We start from the raw sequence: 25150 nt of genomic DNA, 5'->3' as shown, positions 1-25150 counted from the left end.
AACAAATCAATGGCAAAAAAGCAAACAGAACGACTACGAATAGAAAAAGTAAGAGGACAAGGACCGAAGGAAATATTTGGAGAGAATGCTCAAATACACGATAAGTCAGTAAATAGTTTTTCAAAAGCTGTTTTTGAAACTTTGAAAATAGACTTTCCTCATCTTGAGTTTCGTTTTAGAGACAACATCAAAAAAAAGGAAATCAATGAAAAACTCAATTCGGTTGACCCAAGATTAGGCGTTACTGTTTTTGTTGAAAACGCATCAATAAAACCCGATGGCGGAATTATTGAAGTTAAAGACAAAGACGACAAGTGGCGAATCGTATTAGTATGTGAAGCAAAACATCAAGGAAAAGATATTGAAAACATCGCCAAAGGAATTTTGGTGGGCAAAAACAGCAATCAGGATTTAATGGTAGCAGGAAATGCAATTGAGCGTTCTCACAAGAACATCAATGAAATGAGAAACATAATGATTGACGAAAAGCACTTTCCGTATATCCTGTTTTTACAAGGTTCAAATTTTCTGACAGAACCAACAGCGGTATTAAGACCAGACGGAACTGAAGTAATTTTGAAACACGATGCAGGTTCTCTAAACAGAATAGACAGATTGACCTCAGCAAATTACAGTTTGCCTATCAACCAAAATAGTTGCGAAAATATATTCATCACAGTTGACGGAAAATCTGTTATGCTTCAAGCAGTATCCATATATACAAAATCAACCGAATGGACGGTTGATGAAATGTTACCTATAATGATGGATGTTTCAATAACATCACTAAGAATTTTAGGCTTGACTGAATAAAGATGATAAGAATAACCTATGACAGACAGAACGCCAGCACCTAACATATGGTTTGGCATTATTGGGGCTTGACGAATATTGCCTCAGCATTTGTTCTTTATTGCACTTCAGTTCGGGCTTGACGTTATAAATTTGGCTTATGAATAAAACATCAGCAATATTGCAATCATTGGGCTTTGGTTATGGGCAGACGGAATTCTAATTCCCCAACAACGCCAAGCCTTTTTCGTTGTACGTCACTTTTATGTTTTGTACCTTGACATATTTATTCACTTTTAACTATAAACAATTATGACACAAGAGCAATTTTTATCTATTGAATCTTATTTAGAAAATCTTAAAACTCGTTTTGACTCTTTAAATATTAAAAGTATCAAAGACGATACTGATGCTATCTGGAATAAACTAGAAGAGCAAAATGAGAAATTAGACAAAATAACTAATCTATTGACAGACTTAATCAACAAATGATTTGACAATAGCAGTTTCTTTTATTCTAAAAATGACACTAAATAAAAGTTCACAAGCATCTTTTACGGTAAGTCCTTTTACTAATTCTTGAACTTGTACTTCAATTTCTTCGGTTGACATATTTTTAAATTTATTTAAATGACTAAAGATTTTTTATTAAAATTTGTTTGGACTGATTTTGCAATTATGTCTTTTGAGGACACGCAAGTTCTTGTTTTACTTTATGACAACCCTTCTGTAGCTAAACAATTCCTAAGTATTTTACATGACAATGAATTTGATATATCAGTCAATACAGAAAATGAAAGATATTATATAAAAATAAAGTTTATTAAATTTGACTTAGGTTTGAAAATAACTACCAACAAGACAGAAGAAACTCATAAGATTGAAAAATATCTTTATGATGACATTTCTTATATTTCTACAGGTATTTTAGACAAAGTCAAATTGCCTACGAGGTATGTTCTATTTGATCAACGCCTGAAAAGTATAAAGTTTGACCTTGACACATTTCTAAATAACCCTCATTAGAAGGAACAGAATACCATAAAAAAATTACTTTTTCTTTTTCGTTACTACCATTTTCTACATATACATCAGCTTCCATAAATTTATGATTTAAAGCGAACGTACAACATGAGGTTTTGTGCAAGGCTGGCTGACAGTTGTACAATCAGCTTTTGTAACCTTTTTTAGCATTTGTCTCAGCTTGACGTTCTTTGTTTTACAATTTTGTTTATTGAGCTTTTGTTTTGGGCTGATAATTATTAATGTCAGCCCTGCACAAAGCCTTTTTCGTTGCACGTCAGCTTAGTGTTTTGCACCAGAGGCTGACTTTTACAACATTTTTATTTAATCGTTTATAAACCATCAATTATGACACAAGCTCAGTTTGACGAATTAAAATCTTTAATAACCTCAATAAAGGATGATTCATCTGAAATTAGAGAAATTCAAATGGATTCTTTAGAGGAAAAGGTTGACAAAATTTTAAAGAAACTAGAATCTATGGAAAATGAAATTATAACTCAGTTACGTGAAGACATAAAAGGTATATGATGTGCTTAAACTACACAGTTGACTGAACTTTAGTTTCATCAGCTATTTCCTTTGCGACACCACGTAAAAGTGTAGACACTTCTGTAACTGAAAGACCTTCTAAACATTTTTTAATTGACTCGTTACGTGATGCCACTTCCTGTGACAAACCGTAATAGTACTTTTCTAATTTTTCTTTTGACATTGTTATTTATTTTTAATTGTTTTATAAAATATGGGGACAGAATTTACAAGTAGCTGGTAGACAACTTGTAGTTAGACCTTTATGACGAGTTATCAGCTTCGAGAGGTACTATGTCTTATCCCCACCATTTTTTGTTTATTTTTAGTTGACTTATTAAGCCGAACGTGCAACATATGGTTTGGCGTTATGTTGGCTGACGGATGTAATTCAGCAGTTTTGCTACTTTCAACTTCTGTTCCATCTTGACTTTTACTATTTAACATTTGAATAAATTTTAAACTTTTGAATAATAATTTAGCTTCAGTTATGGGCTGACGGAATGCTAATTCCCCAACAACGCCAAGCCTTTTTCGTTGTGTGCAATTGGTTCAAAAAGCTGTTTAAGAGGACGAGAATTGACAGACCAAGAGTATTGACCATAAATCAACAAATACAAACTAATCATATGAAAAATGTGACAGGTACTGACAGTTTAAGACAAAGGTGGGGCAACTTTTTAAAGTCATTTGTAGAGCCATATCCTGCCGTTTTACTAGCAATAGGTACAATACTTTCTTTGTCTACTATTTTCATCTGCTCTGACGGTATAAAAATGACGTTGACAATTCTTAGTGCAATTTTTATAGGGCTTGGTGTTAACGAATTGACAACATCTTTTAAAAATGCAACAGAGACATCTTTACTTAGAAGTAAAGCAGAGTACACTGTAAGGTCTTTAATAGGGACACTTGAAAATATCTACTACAATACTAATTCAACTTCTCAAGTAGACAAATTATCAGAAGTTTTAAAAATGGTAGATTTAATTGACTACTGGAAAGACTATCATCCTGAACTTTCAAAAGCGACACTTTTTGACTATAAGTTACTTGTAGGAAAATTGAAAGAAGAGGCAGACCCAACTAAACGGAAAGAATTGGAAGACAAGAAGCAAAAAATTGAATCAGGTTGGGATAAACTAGGCTCTAGAGTTTTAATGCCTATTTCTGGTTCACTGTAGACAAAAACTGCACACAACATATGTATTGCCAAAAGTTTGGCTGATGAATAAATCCAATCAACATATTTTCAAATACCAAACCTTCGGCAATACTTTTCCGTTGCCTGCAAGCATTTTGGACACCCTAAACTTTAATAACAATTATTAAAAAAATTGCACTATGGACATAAAAAAACCCAATTGGTTTGTTAGAATTTTAATTATCCTTCTTTGCGTTTTTATTGGAGGCTTGATTTGGTTTAATTTTTTTTGGAGCTTTCCATCCGTTCAAATTTCAACAGGACTAATTATACTTGTTGCATTCTTAACTGTTTTAGTATTAAGTGAGGCTTTTGACAACTTTTCAATTACAAAATTGATTTCAATGTCGAGAACTGTTCAAGAAAAAGAAAATAAGAACCAAGAGCTTAAAAAGGAAAATTCAGACTTACGTAATCAAATTATTACAATTTCGACAAGCATTAGCCAAAAGCAAGTAAATTCAACTTTTGTGCTAACTGACGAACTTGCAAAAATGTTATCGGTAAGACCAGCAGACGAACCAGAAAAACAACAAAAGAAAGAGGAAACTGAACAGGAAACAACAACTGCTTCTACTACAACAACGACGACTACAGCACCATCTGAAACGCCAACTAAAAGATATATTCTAACAGCAAAATATGAAGAAGTTGGTTTAACTAAATTTTTAGCGACAGAAGGATTAAGCCAATTACCGATGGTTAGAGACGCAAAATTTACAAATCAATTTCAACAAATTGACCCAGTAAGTGAATTCAGTCCAATTTTTGACGGTTACATTAAAACAATAGATACTGAAATTTTCATCGAAATGAGAATTCAAAACAGGTCGATGATTATGTTACGAGAACGAATTTATTTAATGTTAAGTAAAATAAATTATTACCGAAACATCAAAAGAGTAAATGCCTATCTTTTTTTAGTGTTAATAAACAGACCAGAGGAAGACATTAATCCATCTACTCTTGAAAGACTGAAAAAGGAATTTGAGCCAGCTATCACAAACGGACTTTTAAGAATTAGAGAGATTGAAATATCCAATGAAGAGCATCAAGCAATTATTAATGGACAATAAATCGAGATATGCCAGCAGGCAACATTGGGTTTTGCAATATTGGGGCGGGACGTTGTAATCTTCATCTTTAGCAACATGGCAGCAGTTGTTCGGGCAGGACAAACATCGGTGGGCTTTTGGTTGTTATCTTGTACATTTGTTTTTCAATCAGCAGCGGTTCCGGGCTTGACGTTTTTCAAATCCCCCAACATCGCAAAGCCCTGCCCGTTGGCTGCAAGGCTACAAGACTACTTCCATTTCGACACCTGCCAATGGATAAATAAGGTTTTGTAACTGATGTACATACTTAATTTGTTGCCTGTAAGTACCTCTACCAAGTTGGAATGTGAAATATTCATCATCGCCCCATTTAACAATAGAAATTTCGTGGCTGTCTATTAAATCGGTTCTTTTTATTGACAAATCCCAATAGTGTGTATCACCTTCTCTTTCTTCATTACCAAAAGAAGATATGCCATCAACCTTTCCATATTTAAAACCACAGTTTTCTAAAATTTCAGGCGTTAAAGGAATTGGCGTTATCCAATTTAAAAGTTTTGAATTTTTTAATTCACCATTAAGTGTTTGAAAGTAAACCCTCAATCTTCTTACTGCACTTTCTTCTTTCATTCCAGTTACAACATAAAGCTCATTCAAATAAAAAATGTAATTACCCCTTCTCAATTCGTTTTCTTGTATCATAATAATTGTTTTAAAATTTCCTAAACTAACCGCCCTGACAGCCAACATTGGGTTTTACGCAATGCCGCTTGGAAGTTGTTTTATAATTTGAGTATCGTTAGGGCGGCACTGACGTAAAGCCCTGCCCGTTGGCTGTCATTGTAGACAGACCCTAATAACTTACAAATTAGAAAATCACAAAAATGAAAATTATAGGTTTCAACTTTACCAAAAACGACTTTAGATTTTGTGTACTTAATGGATTGACAAACCCACCAACAATAATTGAGAAGAATAAAATCATTTATCCAAACAATATGGATACTGCTGACTTGATGGAATGGTTTGAAACACAACTCTCATTAATCATAGACAAGCATCACCCAAATCAATTATCACACAAGATTTCACTTAATTTGACAACGCTTGACCAAATTAAAACATCTTGTTATCCACAAGCAATTTTAAACTTACTTGCTAAAAAGAAAAATATCCCAATAACGACATACTCATCACAAGCAATAAATGCTACAAAATTTGGACAGCCTAAAAAGACAGATGTGTTCGCCTACATTGACCCAATTATAGGAACTCATCCACCTTATTGGGACAAAGCCACAAAAGAAGCTGTTTTAGTTGCTTGGTTTAATCTATTATAATGACAGGTACAACTTTAGATAAATTTCAAATTATTGACCATTTAGGTAATGGTGCATTTGGACACGTATTTCTATGTTACGACCCTTTTATGCAAAAAGAAATTGCAGTAAAAGTTATCAAAATTCCTGACCCTGAAAGCGTTGTAAATGCCTTAAAAGAAGGACAGACATTGGACTTGTGCAGACACAAGCATATTGTCGATGTCAGAGATGTTAGGGCAACAATTTATGAAGGTGAGCCTGTTATGATTATAGTAATGGAATATCTTTCTAAAGGCTCAATTCAAAAGCATATTGAGAAAAGGTTTATTTCAGTAAAAGAATCTTGTAAAATTATTCAGCAAAGTTTATTAGGACTTGAGCAGGCACATAATCACAATGTTTTGCATCGTGATGTAAAGCCTGGAAATATTATGTTTGGCGACAATGGAGAAGCTAAACTTTCCGATTTTGGATTTGCAATCAACTATCATAAAGACCCAAGTGATATTTTGGGTTACAGACCCCACCAACCTTTAGAAGTCATAGAGGGAAATCCAATGGACAAGTTGAGTGATATTTATGCAACAGGCATAACATTCTACAGACTATTAAACAATACTAATAAACTGCCATTTACTTTTAAGACTAAAGACGAGTGGCTGAAAGCTGTTAAAAAAGACCAATTTCCACCAAGACAATTTTTAGCACACATTCCTAAAAAAGTTATTGCAATTTTAAATAAAGCAATTCATAAGAACAAAGCATCTCGTTATCAAAACTGCACAGAATATAGACAAGCAATTGAAAGATTAAATTTTCAAATAGACTGGGTGTACATAGACAATGATAATTGGACAGGGCATAACAATGGCGACACTTTTAGTATTACAAAATTTAAAAAACGAACTGGCTGGTTTATTGACTTTAAGAAAAATGGCATTCGTAGGACTGAACATTGTTTTGCTAATTTACCAGACGACAAAGTAGAAGACGAATTTTATAAAGTAATCCAAGACACAACATTACAGTAGGACAAAACAACGAACAGCCAACATTGGGTTTTGTGCAAGTTGGGCTGACGGAATAACAATGAGCATTTGTAATTCTGTTCAGCTTTTGTTCGGGCAGGACGTACATCGCTGAACTTTTGTTCTTAACTTCAACTTCATAATTTCAATCAGCAGCGGTTCCGGGCAGACGGAATACTATTTCCCAACCTGCACAAAGCCCTGTCCGTTGTACGTCACTTTTATGTTTTGTACCTTGACTTATTAATTTTTAAAATAAAACCAATTATGACCAATCATTTCATTGTTACTTCATTGACAAATTCTAGGCAAATTCTATTAAATCTAAGCAATGTTGTTTATGCTGAAAGATTTAAGAGTCAAAATCATGGAAATAGAGATGTGACTAAAGTTTATTTAGTAGATTCAACAGAACCTATTTTTATCGACATTAGTCCCATTGACTTATATAATCATCTTGTAAAACTGAACACGAACCCACTGCACGAGTACAATCTTCCAAAATAACTTTTACATCTCTTAAAGGAATACCAACAAGTAATGTTAAAATAGCTTTTTCTATTTTATCCTTGTCTTCTTGACTTATTTCATTTTTATACTTTGACATATTTTTAAATTTTAAACGGAGCAAGCTGAACACCGTATTTATAATATAGTAGGCATCCAAAACTTTCATAAAATGAAAAAGATTTTGTTACCATTTGTTGTTGTCCTTTTTTCCTCTTGTACTGCTGTACATAGCGGATTTTTAGAAAATTCTGCATCGTTAAATCAAGCTAATTTTTCTTATATCAAAAAAGACTTAATTGGAAAAGTAACTTGTACTTATGTTCTTGGTATTGGCGGAAATAATAAAAAAGCATTAGCTCAAGAAGCTAAACAAAATTTATTGAAAGAAACACCTTTAAAAGACAATCAAGCATTGACTAATATTACAATAAACTATAAAATTAAAAATGTATTAATTTTTAATAAAGTTACTTGTACTATTGGAGCAGATATTGTTGAATTTAAAAAATAATTTGATAAGACTAAAAAGCTAGACTAGAAAAACGACTGCAATGACGTAGAATGTTTAAAGTAGTTAGCATTAAGAGTTATGGTCACATTTTCTATCTTACACAGTTTAATGACGTTTGGTGTACTCAGAGAAATTTTAAAGAATTTTTGTGGACAGTTTAAACTTTCAGGGAAATTCAAAAAAATTAAGTATGAGTTTAAGATTCAAAAACAGTGTAACTGTTAACTTAGGTGCATCTTAACCAGCTTACAGGCAACCTATTCCAACATAGGTTGTTTTTAGTCTTATCAAATCAAAAAGCGATTTAAAGCGAACGTACAACATGAGGTTTTGTGCAAGGCTAGCTGACAGTTGTACAATTAGCTTTTGTAACCTTTTTTTAGCATTTGTCTCAGCTTGACGTTCTTTGTTTTACAATTTTGTTTATTGAGCTTTTGTTTTGGGCTGATAATTATTAATGTCAGCCCTGCACAAAGCCTTTTTCGTTGTATGCCATATTTGACAACCCTATAGAAAATGACAATTCAAACAAAAATTTGGTACGACTTAGTTCACACAAAGTATGGTGACGAATATCTTTGTTTGTATTTGGGCAGACAACGTACAATTCGCAAATGGTTTAAAATATTGACAATCCTTTTTTCAGCAAGTGGCATATTCAGTGCTTTTCAATCTGCTAAAATTCCGACTATAATTTCTTGTTCTATTATTGGTATTGTTCAACTTGTAACAAGCATTGAAAACTTTATCATTCACTCAGAAGACGACCTTGACAAACTTAGCAAGTTGCGACTTCTATATTATGACAGAACAAATAAAATTGAGGAGCTTTACAACTCTCTTATAACTCTAAAGTTGACAAACGAAGAAGCCACTACTGAATTTTTTAATCTTCGTAAATCAGCAAAAGAAATTGAAGAGCTTGACAACAAATTAAATGTTCGAGATTTCAAAAAATTAAAATCAATCGCAAACATTAGTACCAATAATTACTTAAACACTTACTACAATGAGTAACGACAAAAAACCAAGTTCGACTTCAAAACCAGAAATTAATAAGCCTTTGCCTGGTGGAGAAATAGTTATTAGAGGCAATGTTCCAAAAATGGAAAATCCGCCACCGCCACCAACAAAAAAAGGTAGTTAAGGAGGTGCAGGAGGGTTTTCCATTTTTGGAACACCAAACTGTTGACCACACCTGACACATTTCTTATTCATTTTGTTATGCCCTATAATGACACAGATAATACGGCATACAACATTGGGTTTGCTGCAAGGCTGGCTTGACAAATGAGCAATGGGCATCAAATCGCTATCAGCTTTGGTTCCAGCAGACCGAACGCTATCGGCTTTTGTATGTATTTTCATCTTTAGTTTTTTAATTTGGCTGCTGTACCAAGCTGGACGTTATAAATTCCAGCCCTGCAAGCAAGCCCTACTCGTTAGCCGTCACTTTAGACAAAATCCGTTTTTTTAGACAATAAAAATTATTATTATGACATACAATCAATACATTGAAAATTATAAATCATTTGCAGAAACCGCTTTAGACAATCACAAGCCAATCGCAGACGAATCTTTAGAATCGGGAACTTTAGCTAGTATTTTATCGTATACTAAAGACCTTTCAAGAAAGATGCAATCACTAAATGACATTTTAATTGAAAAAGGTAACTCATTTTTAAAGGAAGCCGAATATGACACAAGTATCGATTCGGTTAAACTTAAAAACGACTTGTTCGACATCGGAAAAACATATATTGCCAAATTTACATCAAATTATAAGATTTGATTTCATTTGATATGCACTCATTGAAGTCATTAAAATTCAAATCGCAATTGACTATGATACCTATTTCCTTTAAGTCTGTGACATTTTTCTCTAAAAGTGTTAGCAAGTCGACCATTTTTTCATTTTTCTCAAAAACAGACTTTGGGATTATTGAATTAATTTTATTTGACATATTTCTTATTTTTTGCACCCATTCGTTTTTTGTCGGTGGACAGAAAAGCGAACGACTAACATGGGGTTTTGTGCAAGTGGGGCTGACACAATAACAATGAGCATTGGTAATTCTATTTAGCTTTAGTCGTGGGCTTGACGAACAAAGCCAAACAGAGAAATTAATTTTATCTTTTAATCAAAGCCCAACAGCAGCTTCGGCAGACGTTTTTCAAGTTCCCCACCTGCACAAAGCCCTAAGCGTTGCCTGCAACCCTAAGACAAAACGCACTAATTTAGAAAGTCAAGTTTAGTATCATTTGTTCTGCCAATTATATCAACAATGTTTGACACTTCGTATTTGCCAGACTCTAAATAAGTATTAAATCTTTCGTCAAATTTGTAGTGTATTTTTAAGTCAGCTTTTAGTCTATCACCTTGACCAAGTTTTAAACCTTCATTTATTTTCCTTAGAAAGGCATCATCAGAAATGACAGCTTTTATATCTCGACCTGTGTGTATTAATTCCCAAACCCATTTTTTCTTTTTTTCAGGAAAAAGGTTTGGTTTCTTAATAAATAAAACTTGACCAGTTTTTGTTTGCTCATCAACTTTTCTAAATAGATAAGGGTTTTCTTGACCTAACATTTCAAACTCTGCCTTATCAATTTTTAAAAGTTTTTTGTTTTTTCGTTTATCAGTTACTTCAATATAATCAATGTCATTGTTTCCACTCAGTAACTTACTTGTATTATTGAAAGCGTTTGAAATGACAGGACTATTTTGATAAATTTTAAAAGCATCAGGGTGTATTTGAATATTGTCACCATTTAAGTGAATTTCAATTTTATCGTTGCCGACACTTTTTGTTTCGACAGCTTTTTCACCTTTTAAAAACTTCTTTAGTTTGACAATATCACTAAATATTTTAAAGACAGTTTCTATGTATTGATAATGTTCCATTACAAACATTCCAGACACAGCAGCTACTTCAATAATATGGTTTATATCAAGTGAACCTTTTTCGACACCTTTAATTTTTATATCAAGTTGGATTTCTGGAAATCTATAATCTTTAATTTCTTTAAGTGCTGTGACAAAATTTATTTGAGAATGTAAGACAGTCAAAGCATCAAGACTTTTGAAATCGCCTTCATACTTAAACTCATAGGCATTGGTTTTTTTAGCAGCCATAAGAAATGTTTTATAAATTAAGTTCATAAAAATATGGGTCTTATTTTAACTGACAAAAAAAGGGCAGCAGGCAACATTAGGTTTGGCAAAAATGGGGCTTGACCCAACGCACTTGTGCAGCATATCTTTTTTCATCTTTTGTTTGGGCTTGACGAATAAAGCCAAGCATTTGTAATTAATTTCATCATCATCTAAAAATCAGCAGCAGTTCCCAGCTTGACGTTATAAAATTCCCCAACAACGCCAAGCCTTTTTCGTTGTACGTCACTTTTATGTTTTGTACCTTTTGACTTATTTTATTAAATAACAAATTATGAGAAATTTTCTAGTTCAAGAAACGGCTGTTAAACTAAATGTATCAACTTATTTATATGAAGTTGGTTCTGAACCTACATCAGATTTAATTGCTACAGAGAACTTTATTTTAACAAGATTAATTGTGGGTTTTAAACAAGGTAAAACAATTGACTGTTACACCTATGTGAATCATTTTATTACAACTAATGAACATGAACGTTTACTTAAATTTCTTAAAGACAATCCAGAAGTAGAATTTTACTACTTCATTGACGAAGAAACAACAAAGCTTAAATATCATCTTAACAACACTGTTCTAAAAAAAGACCCACTATGTTTTCCTAGACATTAAATATTATAATCGTACATTAATGGGTGACACTCTTCTATGACAACTTTATCATTAGCTCTATAAAAACCTTCGATTTTAGATTCCTTTAAGATATTAATAATAGTTTCATAAGAGCATTTATAAGTAGTCATCACAACTTTTCCATCTCTTTTTGTTGCTATTTTAAACTCTAAATCCGTAACACCATAACGTTCTATTTTAGGACATTTTATATTAGAGTTGACATCAGGGTCTAAATTTAATTTAACATAATCCAAAAGCCTTACTTGTTCCATAAATTTATGATTTAAAGCGAACGTACAACATTAGGTTTTGTGCAAGGCTGGTTGACAGTTGTACAATCAGCTTTTGTAACCTTTTTTAGCATTTGTCTCAGCTTGACGTTCTTTGTTTTACAATTTTGTTTATTTAACTTTTGTTACATGCTGATAATTATTAATGTCAGCCCTGCACAAAGCCTTTTCGTTGGCTGCAATTTTTCTGACACACCAAAATTGACAATCTAACAGTATTGACACTAAATGAAAATTTTACAAATAATTTCAATGGGATTTTTAGGACTTTTATTCGGCTGTTCAAATAATTCACAAGACAAGCAAGTTGAGAAAAAGGAAAAGACACCAATTCAAACATTGGCTTATGCAATTTCTGACGTTGGTTTATGGACTTGGTGGACAACTGATAGTACAAAATCTGTTCAACTTGAATTTGACAGAGCAATGCTTTTTATTGAGAATCCAGAAAATAAAGAAAAACCGAGTAACAAACTTGCGTTAAGATTTGTAAATCCAAAATCTGTAACGATACTCTATAAAAAAGAAAGCAAGCTTCCTAAGAATTGGCTTGAACTATTTGAGAAAGATAAATTAGAACCATTTTCAGTTGACTACGAACATTTTTCATTTGACAAAGAGCAGGTGAGTAAAATATTAACAGGTGCTGACAGTTCAGAAACAATAATGGGCGAGAAATATAATGACAACACAAGTGGTACTTGTAGATTAGGATTTTGGGCAGGAGAAATTGGAATTGTTATAGTTGCAGACACAATGAAAATAGTTTCACATTCAGGACAAATTGAATTAAACAAAATACCAGAGCTTCATCAAAAATGGTGGGATTATTGGAAAAAATATTGGGATTTAAAGGACACAAAATCATCTTTGCCTTACGACCCATTATGTGAAATAACAATTCCTTCAACAAAAGAAAACATTGAAAAAGTAAAAAGCAACTTGGACAAAAAGAAATAAAACAGCAGCCAACATTAGGTTTGGCATTATTGGGGCTTGACGAATATTGCCTCAACATTTGTTCTTTATTGTGCTTCAGTTCGGGCTTGACGTTATAAATTTGGCTTATGAATAAAACATCAGCAATATTGCAATCATTGGCTTCAGTTATGGGCTGACGGAATACTAATTCCCCAACAACGCCAAGCCTTTTTCGTTGGCAGTAAGCTTAGACAGACACCACTATGAACTACAAACAAATACGTTATATCATAATCATAGTTTGCTTATCACTAATTGTGGTGAGAGTTATTTTTCCAGACATAAAGTTTGACACAATCTCTATGATACTTTTAGGAATTGCAGTATTGGCAATTTTAATTCCTGACGTTGACAAAATTTTAAGCAAGACAAAAAAATTAAAATTTGGAAGTGTAGAGTGGGAACTTAATGAACTTAACAAGACTACTGAAAAAGTTGAAGATAAACTAAAGGACGAAAAATTAAAAAATGCAGGCATCGCAGGTTTGACACATCGTTACGACTACAATTTTGAGTTACAAAATGACCTGCCGACAACAATTTTGAAACTTTCAATCGACATAGAAAAAACTATGAGAGAAATTTATGAAATAGTTTTTAAGACACGAGAAGAAAGACCACTTGCAACAATAAAACTAATTGATACTTTACGACAGAAAAATATTATTGACGAAGAGACATCAAACTTGCTAAAACAATTTTGGAAAACAAGAAATACTGTAGTTCACGGACACAACTCAATTGAAGTTACTGAAAAAGATATGTTAGCATTTTCCGACATAGGAATTAGACTTTTGAAAATTTTAAAAAACTTGGAAAATAATCTAAGTGACGGAAAGGTTACAATTTCCAGGCTATCATAATTTTCGACAGACAAAAAGCCTACTGCCAACATATGGTTTGGCATTATTGGGGCTTGACGAATATTGCCTCAACATTTGTTCTTTATTGTACTCTAGTTCGGGCTTGACGTTATAAACCCGATAGCTATCGGGTTGGCTTATGAACAAAACATCAGCAATATTGCAATCATTGGGCTTCAGTTATGGGCAGACGGAATTCTAATTCCCCAACAACGCCAAGCCTTTTTCGTTGGCTGTCAGCTTAGACGACAACCCTAAAACTAAAAACAGACAATGGAATTTGGAATTTTAAAAACAGTACCAGCAAGACAAAAATGGACAAACGAAGCCAGAGATTTTACACCTTGGCTTGGCAACAATATAAAAGAATTAAGTAAAGCAGTTGGACTTGAACTCGAAGTTGAAAATATAGAAGTTGCAGTTGGACCTTATTCTGCTGATATTTTAGCAAAGGACACAGGAACAGGAAAATATGTTGTTATAGAAAACCAACTTGAAAAAACTAACCACGACCATTTAGGGAAAGCAATTACTTATGCTTCTGTGCTTGACGCTTCAACTATTATTTGGATTGCAACAGACTTTACAGAAGAACATAAAAAAGCACTTGATTGGTTGAACGACCACACATCTGATGAAATTTCAATTTATGGTGTTCAAGTTGAACTTTGGCAAATTGACAATAGCAATGCTGCATTAAGATTTAATATTATTAGCAAACCAAACCAAGCTGTTCGACAAGCTGCAAGGTCAAAAGCAACAGACGAACTTTCTGATAATAGAAAATTACAATTTGATTTTTGGAATAAGTTTAAAGACAAACTTGCCAAGACAAAAAGAATTCCATCATTACAAACACCACGACCACAATATTGGTTTGACATTAGTTTAGGCAAAACCAACATTCATATTTCAAACACTTGCAACACAGACGTAAATACTGTTGGCGTGAGAGTTTACATTGGAAATAAAATTGTTGATAAAATGTTGCCGTTTTTAGAAAGCAAAAAGACAGAAATAGAAACAGCGATTGGACAAAGTTTGCAATGGAATCCCAATCCTGAAAACAGAGATAAAGTGATTTTGCTTTTACATTCAACAGACTTTAATGACCCTAAAAAAGTTGAAGAAGCTTTGGATTGGCTTGTTGAAAACACAATAAAATTTAGAGACACTTTTTCTAAACTTGTGACTCAAATTATATGACAAGAAGAAAGCCGAACAGCCAACATTAGGTTTGGCATTATTGGGGCTTGACGAATATAGCCTCATCATTTGTTCTTTATTGTACTTCAGTTCGGGCTCGACGTTATAAATTTGGCTTATGAATAAAACATCAGCAATATTGCAATTATTGGGCTTCAGTTATGGGCAGACGGAATTCTATTTCCACAACAACGCCAAGCCTTTTTCGTTGCCTGCAAGCTTAAAAAAACACTTCACATATGGACAGAGTAATTACAATTTCATCTCTTACGATAGACCTTGACAGAGTAAGAGCAATTAATATGAATAATTTTACCAATCTTGGTAAGACAAATTTTTTGACCGTTGAATACAACTCAAGAGTTGAATATTCAAAAAATCCCTTTACCAACGAAATTGAAAAAGATATAATTGTTGATACAATCTCAAAAGAGTTTCCAGACTACGAAACAGCCAACTTATATCATATTGAAATGATAGATTGTTGGAAAGAATATTTAGCAGAGAAAACCAAATAATTCAAACACAAAATGACAGCAGAATACAAACGAAGCTTTTCACTTTTTGACGCTTATGATTTCTTAAATTCAAAGGGGTTGGACAAAGAATGTTTAGAAATAAAAAACTCACCCGACAGTTTTAAATCTTATACAAGCACACTTAGACGAGCTAAAATAATTGTGTTAGTAAAAGGTAAAAAAATGCTTGATGAATTCTGTAACACTGTTTGGAATTCAGGTTTGACAGACAGAGGTAAAAACAAGAATACAATTTTTTGAAAACCTCATTTTAAGATTTAATGATGACCAAGAAGGAATAACTATTGAAGACGAAGAAGACGAAATTACAACAGAAGAAAATGAGTTTGCTTACGAAAATGATTTGCAAAACTATCTTGTTAGAAACCTTTCAATTATTGAGAAAGGTTTAAGACTTTACGAGGCTGATGGCAAGAAAGGAGTAGAATTTTATGTACCAGGAACATCAAGGAGAATTGATATTTTGGCTTTAGACCAACATAACAAATTCGTAGTTATTGAACTCAAAGTAAGTCGTTGTTATGAAAAAGTTGTAGGACAAACATTATTCTATCAATCAAGTATCAAAACATTTTTTAATCAAGATAAAGTAAGAGCAATCATTATTGCAAGAGAAATTACTTCTGAACTAAAAACAGCAACACAATTTTTACCAGATTTTGAACTTTTTGAGTACCAACTTTCTTTGACACTTAACAAAATAAACTAAAGACAAGAAGAAGAAAGCCAGCAGGCAACATTAGGTTTGGCATTATTGGGGCTTGACGAATATTGCCTCAACATTTGTTCTTTATTGTACTTCAGTTCGGGCTCGACGTTATAAATTTGGCTTATGAATAAAACATCAGCAATATTGCAATCATTGGGCTTCAGTTATGGGCTGACGGAATTCTAATTCCCCAACAACGCCAAGCCTTTTTCGTTGCCTGCAATTTTAAATGAAACTTCCTGCTGACATACAAGAAATATTTTTTGACACTTTAAATGGTGACAAAACTATTTTAGAATTTGAAGGCTGGCTTTATGCAGACAAACGACTTGAAAGTATTCTTAACTCAGACGATTATTTAGAACTAATTTCATATGGGTATAAGTCGGACACATCAAAAAAATGGCTATACAGATTATTTGAAAAACATATTGATGTTGGAGAGTTTGAAAAAAGAAGAATTCTCAAACTTTTGACAAAGGCTTTAAATAGAGACAATGATTTGCCTGAAATATTAATGACTTTTTATGACTTGTATTGTAAGGGTTATAATTTCTTTGACAACTTAGGATTGGGATATGGTTTAGCTGTAGAAGTTCCAAGATTTAAAAATACAACAGCAGATACTTGGGACGAATTGACTAAAGAACAACAACGTAATTTACTTGACAGTTTTTACCCAGACTTAGAAACAGAAATCAAAAAAGTTATTTATTGGTTGGACAATGGCAAAGTCATTTTAACAGGCATTACAGACCAGTATAATCATTTTGAGTACATTGACAATAGAACTGAAATTGAGAAACAACCAACAGGTTATCAAATAGCAGCTATTGACAAACAAAAACCTTGGTGGAAACTTTGGTAGTTTTTCGTCTCGTTGGACGAAAAACTGCAGGCAACATTGGGTTTGCTGCAATTTGGGCAGACGGAATAAGCCTCAACATTTGTACTACTATTTAGCTTCAGTTCCAGCTTGACGGAATTTTATTTGGCATTTGAACAAAATATCGGCAATATTGCAATTATCAACTTCGGTTACGGGCAGACGGAATACTATTCCCCAAACTGCAGCAAGCCCTGATCGTTGGTAGCAACCCAAAAGTAAAACTCTCTAAACATTAAAGGGTAAGACAAAAATCGCTAATGAAAAAACTTCTTATTTCCATTTCGACAATTATAATATGTGTTTTATTAGCAGGACTTTTTGGAATACTTCACGACCAAGTTACTTTTTCAATCTCGACAGAATATTTTACAAGATTTAAGTATGAACAATTTGGTTTTGACCCAAAATGGTTTGGTGGACATAGACAAACAGTTGCAGTAATAGGTTTTTTAGCCACCTGGTGGACAGGACTCATTATTGGAATAGTTTTAACACTAATTGGAGCATTTATTTTTAAAAGTCATTTGACAATGATTAAGGCATTGACGAAAGCTGTATTGATGACTTTTTATATAACAATAGTATTTGGAATTATTGGCTATGTGTATGGACACTTTATTTTAACAAAAAGTGGAGTTGATTGGTATTTACCTAACAACTTAATTGATAAAAATGCTTTTATAACTGTTGGTTCAATCCATAATTTTAGTTATTTAGGTGGACTTTTTGGACTTATATCAGGAATTGTGATTCTGATTAGGAGAGTAAAGAAAGAAAAACTTGAAAAAGCATAAAATGGGCTGCTACCAACATTGGGTTTGCTGCAATTTGGGCTGGACGTTGTAAGCATCAACTTTTTGTTCGTTATTTAGCTTCAGTTCCAGCTTGACGTTATAAATTTGGCTAATGAATAAAACATCGGCAATATTGCAATTATCAACTTCAGTTACGGGCAGACGGAATTCTAATTCCCAAACTGCAGCAAGCCTTTTTCGTTAGCGGCTATATTATGGACAACCTAAACGAAATGGCAAGACTTCATTCAGCAGGTGCAACTGTTAGACACAGTTCACCTTTTGAAAGTTTGCCAACGCACAAGAATGACAAAGACTTATCTGTTGACTTTATAAAGAAGTGGGCAGTTCCTTATTATATGGAAATCGGCTCTTACGACAATTCAAAGTGGATTGACAAAATCAAAGAAATCAAACCTCAAATAACGAAAGACGTTTGCCTCAATTTATTGGGCGACTTCAATTGGCGGACACGATTAGTCGGCTCTTACTTTGCAGCCGTAAAAGATTACAAAGAACTAATTGACACAATCGGAACACATCTTCTTAAAAGCGAAGTTTGTTGCGTTGGACACATTTACTCATTGACACTTGCTTTTTTTAATGACGAGAATTGTATTAACTATCTGAAAAGATATTTGGACTACTACTTGACCAAACCTTCATTGTATTTTGACCAAAAGTTTGTTATGGAAGCCATTTTGTTTTTAGACAAAAAAAACAAGACAGACTATTTCAATGGATATTCAGGGAGTTGGAAAGCTTTGCAAAACGAACGACAGAAATCTGAAAAATATCAAGCACAAGAAGTTGAAAAAATCTTAGAGCAGAAAGGAATTAAAGTGTCAGGCGACGATTTACAAAATTCAATAAACGAAAAGAAAGAGGAAGTATTCTCTACAGATTTTTTTGACGAGCAAATTGCAGTGCTTCGTGACTTGAACCAATACAGCCGCTAACATGGGGTTTTGTGCAAGCAGGGCTTGACATTCAAACTTCGGCTGTTTGCATCGCTGTACTTTGGTTCGGGCTGGACGGAATTCTGTTGGACTTTTAGTTGTTAACTTGTACTTTTATTTCTTTATTGGGCTTCAGTTCCGGGCTGGACAATCAACAATGCCCTGCCTGCACAAAGCCCTGTTCGTTGGCTGCAACCCTTTTTGACACTTTCATTATGACAACAAACAAAATTTTAGGTTATATTGGCTTGGCTATTTTGATAGCTATTGGAATTTTTGTATTTGCATTTATGAGGTCTTGCAACAATGGTTTTGGTTATCAAGCAGGCAGTGGACTTGGTTCTTTGGTTGACATTGATAAAGAAAAATACAAGAGTGAGTATGTAGAAAAATATGTTGATACATTTTTTAAAGTTTATCCTCAATACTTACCTACATCAGAAGACTTAGCAAAATCAATGACTTCTAGTTATGAGTTTTTAAATATGACTAACATTTACTTTGACAAATACCCAAGAGAAACATATTGTGTGCAATGGAGTGGAACAGGATTTATTAGTGTTCGTTTTGCTTACAATTATGAGACAAGCCAAGAAGTAATTGAAAACGTTAGAGCAAATTCTATGATTGCAGATAGCACAAAAAAGAGAATGACTAAACGACTTAGAGTTGAAGTGCTTGACAAAATCGACTCTATTATTTCTAAGTCAAAGGATAGTACAATTGCAATTTGGAAATCCCCTTTTTGACAAACACAGATAGGGCAGCAGCCAACATTAGGTTTGGCATTATTGGGGCTTGACGAATATAGCCTCAACATTTGTTCTTTATTGTGCTTCAGTTCCAGCTTGACGTTATAAATTTATCTTATGAATAAAACATCAGCAATATTGCAATCATTGAGCTTCAGTTATGGGCAGACGGAATACTAATTCCCCAACAACGCCAAGCCTTTTTCGTTGCCTGCCATTATATTGAGACCCCTCAACCAAACAATAAAAATAAAGTATAAATGAGTATATTGCACGTAAATCATATAAAAGCTAAGTTGGCTGAAATCTATAAAGATAAAATTGATATTTCTGATGCTAAGTCAGAACAAGATAAAGAAAATTTCTTTTTAACTAGGTCTTTTGCAGCATATACTCTTCAAGTATTAGCAAATATTGACCCTGATATTGCTTCAAGTACAATAGTTGACAGCTTTGATGATAATGGTTTGGACGCTATCTATTATGATAGAAAAAACAAATATTTATGGCTTGTTCAATCTAAATGGATAAAAAATGGAATTGGTGAACCAGACACAGGTGAAGTTGGAAAATTTAAAACAGGTATAATTGATTTAATTGAATTACAACTTGACAGATTTAATACAAAAGTTCAGAATAAAGAAAATGAAATTTTAGAAGCGTTAGAAGACCCACTTGTAAAGCTAAAAATTGTATTGGCATTTACAGGCAAAGATGGTCTTTCAGAACATAATCAAAGAATTGTTGATGATTTAATAGAAGAACTAAATGACCCAACTGAGTTAGCTGTTTTTAGTAGATTTTCTTTGAAACAAAGTCATAAATCTTTAGTGGGAATAATGGAAGGACGTCCTATAAAAGCAGATTTAATTTTATCAAATTGGGGAAAAGTCGAAGACCCTTATTTTGCAATTTATGGTACAATAAACGGCAGTGATATTGCAAATATTTGGGCTGAAAATAGAGGCAAACTATTTTCAGAAAACATACGTGATTTTATTGGATTTAGTGAAGTAAACGAGGATATTGTTGAAACGATACAAAATGAACCTGAAAATTTTTATTTCTATAATAATGGGATTACAGCTTTATGCCAATCAATTAATAAAAAGCCACTTGGAGGAAGTGATAGAAATTCTGGAATATTTGTAGCTGAAGATTTTAAAATTGTAAATGGAGCACAAACTGTTGGGACCTTAGGAAATATTTTTGAGAAAAATCCAGATAAAGTTGGAGAAACAAAAGTTTTTATAAAAATAATATCTCTAGAAGGATGCCCTGAAGGATTTGGATTAAACGTTACTAAAAAAACGAATACTCAAAACAAAGTAGATAAAAGAGATTTTGTTTCGTTAGACCCTGAGCAAGAGAGAATAAAAATTGAATTAGCATTAGAAAGCATCAATTATCATTATAAAAGGTCAGACTCAATGCCCAAAAATGATAATAACAATTATAATGTTGAGGAAGTAATTACAAGTATAGCTTGCTCATTATCCAATGTAGACAATTCAGTTTTAGCTAAAAGAGAAGTAGGTAAATTATGGGAAGATATTACTCAAAAACCATACACGGATATTATTACACCAACTTTATCAGCAATTCAGATTTTGCGTACAGTTCAAATAAATAGAGAAATTATTAAGGGTTTGAAAATTAAAGAAAAAGCTTCAACAGGAAGAAACAAAAGCCACTACATACACTCTAATAGATTTACGTTACATATTGTACTTGCGAAAATTGGTCAACATATAATTTTTGACCCACATTTTGACTTTTCAGAATATAGGAAAACTGAATTAGACAATTTCATTTCTACAACTATTAAAGAAATAAAAGCAACTGCAGATAAACTTTATAAATCTTCACTTGTACACCAAGTTTATAGAAATTACACAAAATGTAGAGAAATAAAAAAGAGCTTAATAAAGTAAGAAAAATAACGGCAGCCAACATTGGGTTTGGCGTTATGTCGGCGGACAGATAACGCCACATCAACTTCACCTATCTATCATCAGTTGTTCCAGCTTGACGTTATAAATTTAGCGACAGAAATAACAATGAACATTTGTACTTTTACCAAGCAGCGGTCATCGGCTGACGTTTTTCAAATTCCGCCACAAACGCCAAGCCCCGTCCGTTGGCAGTAATTTTAAAAGACAGCCTTCAATGAAACATTACATATTTTTTTAATCCTAATTATTTCTTTAAATTCTTATGGACAATTTGCAATTGTTAATGACAAAGACAGTTTACTAAATGTTAGAGAAGATGGAAGTATAAGTAGTAAAATTGTAGACAAACTTCCTAATGGATTTTTAATTTATTGCTTTGAAAAAAAAGGAAATTGGACAATCATAGACTATTCAAAAAAAGAAAAAGAATTACACGGTTGTATCTATTCAAATAAATATAAATTGGTTTCAAGTTTTTTGACTATTCCTTTATTGCAAACAAATGACAATGTTGTAATTTTAAAGAAAGACACAATTCAGGTAAAAATATTTCAAAGTAAATTCAACAAAAGCAAACACAAGTTTAAATTCGTTAAAGATTATCCAAACCAAATAGAACTAATTGACAATAAAAAATACTATGGTGAAGATGGTGGAGTTCCTAAAACACAATTTGAAAAAGTAGAAATTAAAGTTGGACAAAAGAATATTATACTTCCAAAAATTGCATTAGAAGGACTTTACAATCCAAATCTATTTAATGCACAAGTCAACTATGACATAACAAATGAAATTTTTTATATTCAAACAATGAATAGTGATGGAGCAGGAAGTTATGAAGTTATTTGGAAAATTGAAAAAGGTGTCTATAAAAACAGACTTGTTGCTTATGGATTTTGAGAAAAACTACTGCCAACAGTGGTTTGGCATTATTGGGGCTTGACGAATTAAACCTCAACATTTGTACTACTATTTAGCAGCAGTTCGGGCAGACGAATATAAATTTGGCAATTGAATAAAACATCAGCAATATTGCAATCATTGAGCTTCGGTTATGGGCAGACGGAATTCTAATTCCTCAACAACGCCAAGCCTTTTTCGTTGGCTGTAATTTTGACTAACTGCACTATCAAACTTTTTATGAAAAATATTTTTAAGACAATTTTCTTTTTTTTAGTTTCTATATCAATTGTTTCTTGTGGACAAAACGAACCAATAAAACAACAGTCTTCAAGTTCCAATGTGCAAATTGAAACTAAAAAAGACACTGTAATTGAGCGACCTATTTTGATTGACACATTTTCTACTTTCCCCCCAGAAATTGACGGCTGCTCTTGCTATTTTTCTAACAATGAAAATGAGTTTAAGAGCAATGTTCACATTTATGTAGACGACTATCAAGACGCATCTTTTATTCACATCAATGGGGTTTTGACAAAATTCAAATTAGTAGACTCAAAACAAGTTTCTGAAAAACACCTCATTAAAAAATACGACAACAAAGACTTTGAGCTTACAATAGACATTAAACAAATTGGACAAATTGACGAAACTTGGCAACAAAAAGGAACACTTAAATTGACAAGAAAAGGTGGTAAGGCGATTACGATAGATATTTATGGCGAATGTGGTTGTTAGACAAAAACTACAGCCAACATCGGGTTTGGCGTTATGTCGGCGGACAGATAACGCCACATCAACTTCACCTATCTATCATCAGTTGTTCCAGCTTGACGTTATAAATTTAGCGACAGAAATAACAATGAACATTTGTACTTTTACCAAGCAGCGGTCATCGGCTGACGTTTTTCAAATTCCGCCACAAACGCCAAGCCCCGTCCGTTGGCTGTAAGTTTATGGGACACCCTCTAAAATTCATATCATTAATATTTGGGTTGACAATTCTCACAAGTTGCGACAATGAATTTTCAGACCGAAATATTCAGAAGAAAGCTGTAGCAATTTCTCAAAAAATTGACAGCATTTCAATAAAGACATTTAAAGAATGGAGTTATGGCAGACGTGGTGACTTTGATATTTGGAGTAAATTAAAATCGGAAAATTCTGAATATTCATTTTTTTACAATACCATTAAGGACACAAACTTTGTGACAATTTATAGAGCTTTGAATTTTCAAAACGACTTTCATTCTACCTTTTCGTTTGACACTTCAAAATATTGGCGTTTTACATTTGCTGAATTTAAACAAACAGTTTTTCGCATTACATCAGTTGACAACACGGACAAGACAAAATAATTGACACTTCAATTTTGACTACAAGTATTTTTCCAAAACAAAATCCATTTGCCATTTTAAAATCGCTGACAAATTTAAAAGACAGTTTAAAAATCATAGGCAGTTCTTACAGACCAGACATTGGAAACTTTGTAGAGTTTTGGCTTTCACGAGACCATAAACTTGTTTACTTGCCAGACAATTTAAAAATCAATGTTAAGGACTCATCATTTTGGAAAAAAGATTTTGAAAGTGGTAAGACAATAAATAAAAATTGGGTGCTTATTCATTATGACAATCTCAAAGAAGGTGGGTGACAAAACCTACAGCCAACATTGGGTTTTGTGCAAGTTGGGCAGACGTTGTAACAATGAGCATTTGTAATTCTAATCAGCTTTTGTTCGGGCAGGACGTACATCGCTGAACTTTTGTTCTTAACTTCAACTTTATATTTTCAATCAGCAGCGGTTCCAGGCAGACGGAATTCTATTTCCCAACCTGCAAAAAGCCCTGCTCGTTAGCTGCCATTTGGAATAGCCTCTAATTGGTTCAGCGTTTTGAAAGTATTGTAAATTATAAATTGTTCTTCTTCGCCGAACTTTCTGTTTTTAAACCAATTGACAATTTTTTGACGTGTTTTTTCTTTATTGGCTTCTTCTATTATTTCAGGAGTTTCAATATGCCACTTTTCCCAACTATCACCATAAGTAGGGTAGCCAACAATTTTAGACCAATTATCGAACTTAGGTTCATTCACTAACTTCGTATCATTAGACAAAATTGCTTGTGTTTTAGTAAGCCTTTCGACAGTAGCAAAAGTGTAAAATATATTATTACCCCATTGTTGGTGTTTTTTATAATAAACTTTATCGCCAACTTTTAATTTTTCCATATTTATTTATTTGCGTCTCGACAAAACGGCAGCTAACATTGGGTTTTGTGCTATTTGGGCGGACGTAGTAACAATGAGCATTTTATTGCTATTGTACTTCGGTTCGGGCTTGACAAACTTTGTTGAGCATCACTTCTTATCATCAACTTTTATTTATAAATTGAGCATCGGTTTCGGGTAGAAGGAATACTATTTCCCAACCTGCCACAAAGCCCGGCTCGTTGGTGGCAACCCAGTTCAGTATTTTTGGGACATAAGGTTGGCGAAAATCCAGCGTTTTTTGTTGGTCGGATTGGACAGTTTTTCGCCCAAAACCACGA

General features: G+C 33.1%; 35 protein-coding genes. 28 read left to right on the top strand and 7 right to left on the bottom strand.

From position 1 onward, the window contains the following. Positions 1-9: 9 nt before the first annotated feature. Entirely contained in the window at positions 10-813 is an 804-nt protein-coding gene (locus ACT9TX_RS03280) for an EcoRI family type II restriction endonuclease (RefSeq protein ID WP_481336777.1), read from the top strand. A gap of 291 nt (positions 814-1104) precedes the next feature. After that, a complete protein-coding gene (locus ACT9TX_RS03275) occupies positions 1105-1284 on the top strand; it encodes a hypothetical protein (RefSeq protein WP_481336776.1) in 180 nt (59 codons plus the stop codon). On the opposite strand, the gene ACT9TX_RS03270 is transcribed toward ACT9TX_RS03275, so the two are convergent. Next, on the bottom strand, positions 1270-1404 hold the full coding sequence (locus ACT9TX_RS03270) for a hypothetical protein (protein ID WP_481336775.1): 135 nt from the start codon (positions 1402-1404) through the stop codon (positions 1270-1272). The two genes, ACT9TX_RS03275 and ACT9TX_RS03270, sit on opposite strands and share 15 nt — an antisense overlap. 18 nt (positions 1405-1422) lie before the next feature. Between ACT9TX_RS03270 and ACT9TX_RS03265 the strand changes: the two genes are divergently transcribed. Both ACT9TX_RS03265 and ACT9TX_RS03260 read left to right on the top strand, forming a co-directional pair. Then, complete coding sequence (locus tag ACT9TX_RS03265; protein ID WP_481336774.1) at positions 1423-1818, top strand: hypothetical protein; 396 nt, start codon at positions 1423-1425, stop codon at positions 1816-1818. Between the two features lie 345 nt (positions 1819-2163). Further along, positions 2164-2346, top strand: a complete 183-nt coding sequence (locus tag ACT9TX_RS03260; RefSeq protein ID WP_481336773.1) for a hypothetical protein — start codon at positions 2164-2166, stop codon at positions 2344-2346. 10 nt (positions 2347-2356) lie between these two features. On the opposite strand, the gene ACT9TX_RS03255 is transcribed toward ACT9TX_RS03260, so the two are convergent. Further along, a complete protein-coding gene (locus tag ACT9TX_RS03255) occupies positions 2357-2530 on the bottom strand; it encodes a hypothetical protein (protein WP_481336772.1) in 174 nt (57 codons plus the stop codon). A 445-nt stretch (positions 2531-2975) separates the two neighbouring features. On the opposite strand from ACT9TX_RS03255, the gene ACT9TX_RS03250 reads away from it, so the two are divergent. Both ACT9TX_RS03250 and ACT9TX_RS03245 read left to right on the top strand, forming a co-directional pair. Continuing rightward, positions 2976-3530 (top strand): hypothetical protein, encoded by a 555-nt coding sequence (locus tag ACT9TX_RS03250; RefSeq protein ID WP_481336771.1) that lies wholly within the window; start codon positions 2976-2978, stop codon positions 3528-3530. 160 nt (positions 3531-3690) lie between these two features. After that, the gene (locus tag ACT9TX_RS03245; RefSeq protein ID WP_481336770.1) at positions 3691-4626 is read left to right on the top strand and encodes a hypothetical protein; all 936 of its coding nucleotides are present in this window, start codon (positions 3691-3693) and stop codon (positions 4624-4626) included. 219 nt (positions 4627-4845) lie between these two features. Here ACT9TX_RS03245 and ACT9TX_RS03240 read toward each other — a convergent pair whose 3' ends face one another. After that, positions 4846-5307 carry a hypothetical protein gene (locus ACT9TX_RS03240; RefSeq protein WP_481336769.1) on the bottom strand — a complete coding sequence of 154 codons (462 nt, stop codon included), beginning with the start codon at positions 5305-5307 and terminating at the stop codon, positions 4846-4848. Positions 5308-5489: 182 nt separating this feature from the next. Here ACT9TX_RS03240 and ACT9TX_RS03235 point away from each other — a divergent pair, with 182 nt between their 5' ends. After that, positions 5490-5945: a hypothetical protein gene (locus ACT9TX_RS03235; protein WP_481336768.1), complete on the top strand. Its 456-nt coding sequence runs from the start codon at positions 5490-5492 to the stop codon at positions 5943-5945. Further along, entirely contained in the window at positions 5945-6958 is a 1014-nt protein-coding gene (locus ACT9TX_RS03230; protein ID WP_481336767.1) for a serine/threonine-protein kinase, read from the top strand. The genes ACT9TX_RS03235 and ACT9TX_RS03230 overlap by 1 nt, the downstream gene beginning before the upstream one ends. A 427-nt stretch (positions 6959-7385) precedes the next feature. On the opposite strand, the gene ACT9TX_RS03225 is transcribed toward ACT9TX_RS03230, so the two are convergent. Further along, on the bottom strand, positions 7386-7562 hold the full coding sequence (locus ACT9TX_RS03225) for a hypothetical protein (protein WP_481336766.1): 177 nt from the start codon (positions 7560-7562) through the stop codon (positions 7386-7388). A 72-nt stretch (positions 7563-7634) separates the two neighbouring features. Between ACT9TX_RS03225 and ACT9TX_RS03220 the strand changes: the two genes are divergently transcribed. The 4 genes from ACT9TX_RS03220 (at position 7635) to ACT9TX_RS03205 (ending at position 9768) form a co-directional block, all read left to right on the top strand. Beyond that, the gene (locus ACT9TX_RS03220) at positions 7635-7976 is read left to right on the top strand and encodes a DUF6567 family protein (RefSeq protein ID WP_481336765.1); all 342 of its coding nucleotides are present in this window, start codon (positions 7635-7637) and stop codon (positions 7974-7976) included. A gap of 516 nt (positions 7977-8492) precedes the next feature. Further along, the gene (locus ACT9TX_RS03215; RefSeq protein ID WP_481336764.1) at positions 8493-8993 is read left to right on the top strand and encodes a hypothetical protein; all 501 of its coding nucleotides are present in this window, start codon (positions 8493-8495) and stop codon (positions 8991-8993) included. Further along, positions 8986-9123 (top strand): hypothetical protein, encoded by a 138-nt coding sequence (locus ACT9TX_RS03210; protein ID WP_481336763.1) that lies wholly within the window; start codon positions 8986-8988, stop codon positions 9121-9123. Before ACT9TX_RS03215 ends, ACT9TX_RS03210 begins: the two co-directional genes overlap by 8 nt. A 348-nt stretch (positions 9124-9471) precedes the next feature. Then, complete coding sequence (locus ACT9TX_RS03205) at positions 9472-9768, top strand: hypothetical protein (RefSeq protein ID WP_481336762.1); 297 nt, start codon at positions 9472-9474, stop codon at positions 9766-9768. A gap of 441 nt (positions 9769-10209) precedes the next feature. Here the strand turns inward: ACT9TX_RS03205 and ACT9TX_RS03200 are convergent, their stop codons facing one another. Then, positions 10210-11112, bottom strand: coding sequence for an LAPAL motif-containing putative phage structural protein (locus tag ACT9TX_RS03200; RefSeq protein WP_481336761.1), 903 nt, complete (start codon positions 11110-11112; stop codon positions 10210-10212). A gap of 313 nt (positions 11113-11425) precedes the next feature. Here ACT9TX_RS03200 and ACT9TX_RS03195 point away from each other — a divergent pair, with 313 nt between their 5' ends. Then, on the top strand, positions 11426-11761 hold the full coding sequence (locus ACT9TX_RS03195) for a hypothetical protein (protein ID WP_481336760.1): 336 nt from the start codon (positions 11426-11428) through the stop codon (positions 11759-11761). Here the strand turns inward: ACT9TX_RS03195 and ACT9TX_RS03190 are convergent. Then, positions 11758-12036 carry a hypothetical protein gene (locus ACT9TX_RS03190; RefSeq protein ID WP_481336759.1) on the bottom strand — a complete coding sequence of 93 codons (279 nt, stop codon included), beginning with the start codon at positions 12034-12036 and terminating at the stop codon, positions 11758-11760. The genes ACT9TX_RS03195 and ACT9TX_RS03190 overlap by 4 nt on opposite strands. A 246-nt stretch (positions 12037-12282) precedes the next feature. Between ACT9TX_RS03190 and ACT9TX_RS03185 the strand changes: the two genes are divergently transcribed. The 15 genes from ACT9TX_RS03185 to ACT9TX_RS03115 all read left to right on the top strand — a co-directional run bounded on the left by ACT9TX_RS03185 (position 12283) and on the right by ACT9TX_RS03115 (position 24255). Beyond that, a complete protein-coding gene (locus ACT9TX_RS03185; protein WP_481336758.1) occupies positions 12283-13014 on the top strand; it encodes a hypothetical protein in 732 nt (243 codons plus the stop codon). Between the two features lie 323 nt (positions 13015-13337). Beyond that, positions 13338-13898 (top strand): HepT-like ribonuclease domain-containing protein, encoded by a 561-nt coding sequence (locus ACT9TX_RS03180; protein ID WP_481336757.1) that lies wholly within the window; start codon positions 13338-13340, stop codon positions 13896-13898. Positions 13899-14171: 273 nt separating this feature from the next. After that, positions 14172-15104: a DUF4268 domain-containing protein gene (locus ACT9TX_RS03175; protein ID WP_481336756.1), complete on the top strand. Its 933-nt coding sequence runs from the start codon at positions 14172-14174 to the stop codon at positions 15102-15104. A gap of 239 nt (positions 15105-15343) precedes the next feature. Then, on the top strand, positions 15344-15622 hold the full coding sequence (locus tag ACT9TX_RS03170; protein ID WP_481336755.1) for a hypothetical protein: 279 nt from the start codon (positions 15344-15346) through the stop codon (positions 15620-15622). 12 nt (positions 15623-15634) lie between these two features. Next, positions 15635-15883: a hypothetical protein gene (locus tag ACT9TX_RS03165; protein ID WP_481336754.1), complete on the top strand. Its 249-nt coding sequence runs from the start codon at positions 15635-15637 to the stop codon at positions 15881-15883. A 103-nt stretch (positions 15884-15986) separates the two neighbouring features. Further along, the gene (locus ACT9TX_RS03160) at positions 15987-16352 is read left to right on the top strand and encodes an endonuclease NucS domain-containing protein (protein WP_481336753.1); all 366 of its coding nucleotides are present in this window, start codon (positions 15987-15989) and stop codon (positions 16350-16352) included. A gap of 229 nt (positions 16353-16581) precedes the next feature. Beyond that, positions 16582-17220 (top strand): hypothetical protein, encoded by a 639-nt coding sequence (locus ACT9TX_RS03155; protein WP_481336752.1) that lies wholly within the window; start codon positions 16582-16584, stop codon positions 17218-17220. A 278-nt stretch (positions 17221-17498) separates the two neighbouring features. Continuing rightward, positions 17499-18035, top strand: coding sequence for a hypothetical protein (locus tag ACT9TX_RS03150; RefSeq protein ID WP_481336751.1), 537 nt, complete (start codon positions 17499-17501; stop codon positions 18033-18035). A gap of 233 nt (positions 18036-18268) precedes the next feature. Next, complete coding sequence (locus ACT9TX_RS03145; protein ID WP_481336750.1) at positions 18269-18994, top strand: DUF6000 family protein; 726 nt, start codon at positions 18269-18271, stop codon at positions 18992-18994. A gap of 215 nt (positions 18995-19209) precedes the next feature. Then, positions 19210-19743 (top strand): hypothetical protein, encoded by a 534-nt coding sequence (locus ACT9TX_RS03140; protein WP_481336749.1) that lies wholly within the window; start codon positions 19210-19212, stop codon positions 19741-19743. Positions 19744-20006: 263 nt separating this feature from the next. Next, on the top strand, positions 20007-21680 hold the full coding sequence (locus tag ACT9TX_RS03135) for an AIPR family protein (RefSeq protein WP_481336748.1): 1674 nt from the start codon (positions 20007-20009) through the stop codon (positions 21678-21680). Between the two features lie 498 nt (positions 21681-22178). Further along, positions 22179-22601 carry a hypothetical protein gene (locus ACT9TX_RS03130; protein ID WP_481336747.1) on the top strand — a complete coding sequence of 141 codons (423 nt, stop codon included), beginning with the start codon at positions 22179-22181 and terminating at the stop codon, positions 22599-22601. 240 nt (positions 22602-22841) lie between these two features. Beyond that, positions 22842-23339 carry a hypothetical protein gene (locus ACT9TX_RS03125; protein WP_481336746.1) on the top strand — a complete coding sequence of 166 codons (498 nt, stop codon included), beginning with the start codon at positions 22842-22844 and terminating at the stop codon, positions 23337-23339. Positions 23340-23596: 257 nt separating this feature from the next. Then, positions 23597-23959, top strand: a complete 363-nt coding sequence (locus tag ACT9TX_RS03120; RefSeq protein ID WP_481336745.1) for a hypothetical protein — start codon at positions 23597-23599, stop codon at positions 23957-23959. A gap of 14 nt (positions 23960-23973) precedes the next feature. After that, positions 23974-24255 carry a hypothetical protein gene (locus ACT9TX_RS03115; RefSeq protein WP_481336744.1) on the top strand — a complete coding sequence of 94 codons (282 nt, stop codon included), beginning with the start codon at positions 23974-23976 and terminating at the stop codon, positions 24253-24255. 200 nt (positions 24256-24455) lie between these two features. Here ACT9TX_RS03115 and ACT9TX_RS03110 read toward each other — a convergent pair whose 3' ends face one another. Continuing rightward, complete coding sequence (locus ACT9TX_RS03110; RefSeq protein ID WP_481336743.1) at positions 24456-24830, bottom strand: hypothetical protein; 375 nt, start codon at positions 24828-24830, stop codon at positions 24456-24458. Between the last annotated feature and the right edge of the window lie 320 nt (positions 24831-25150).

This window comes from Parasediminibacterium sp. HNIBRBA5674 (assembly GCF_056745525.1).
This window is presented reverse-complemented; position numbering and strand designations above follow the sequence as displayed.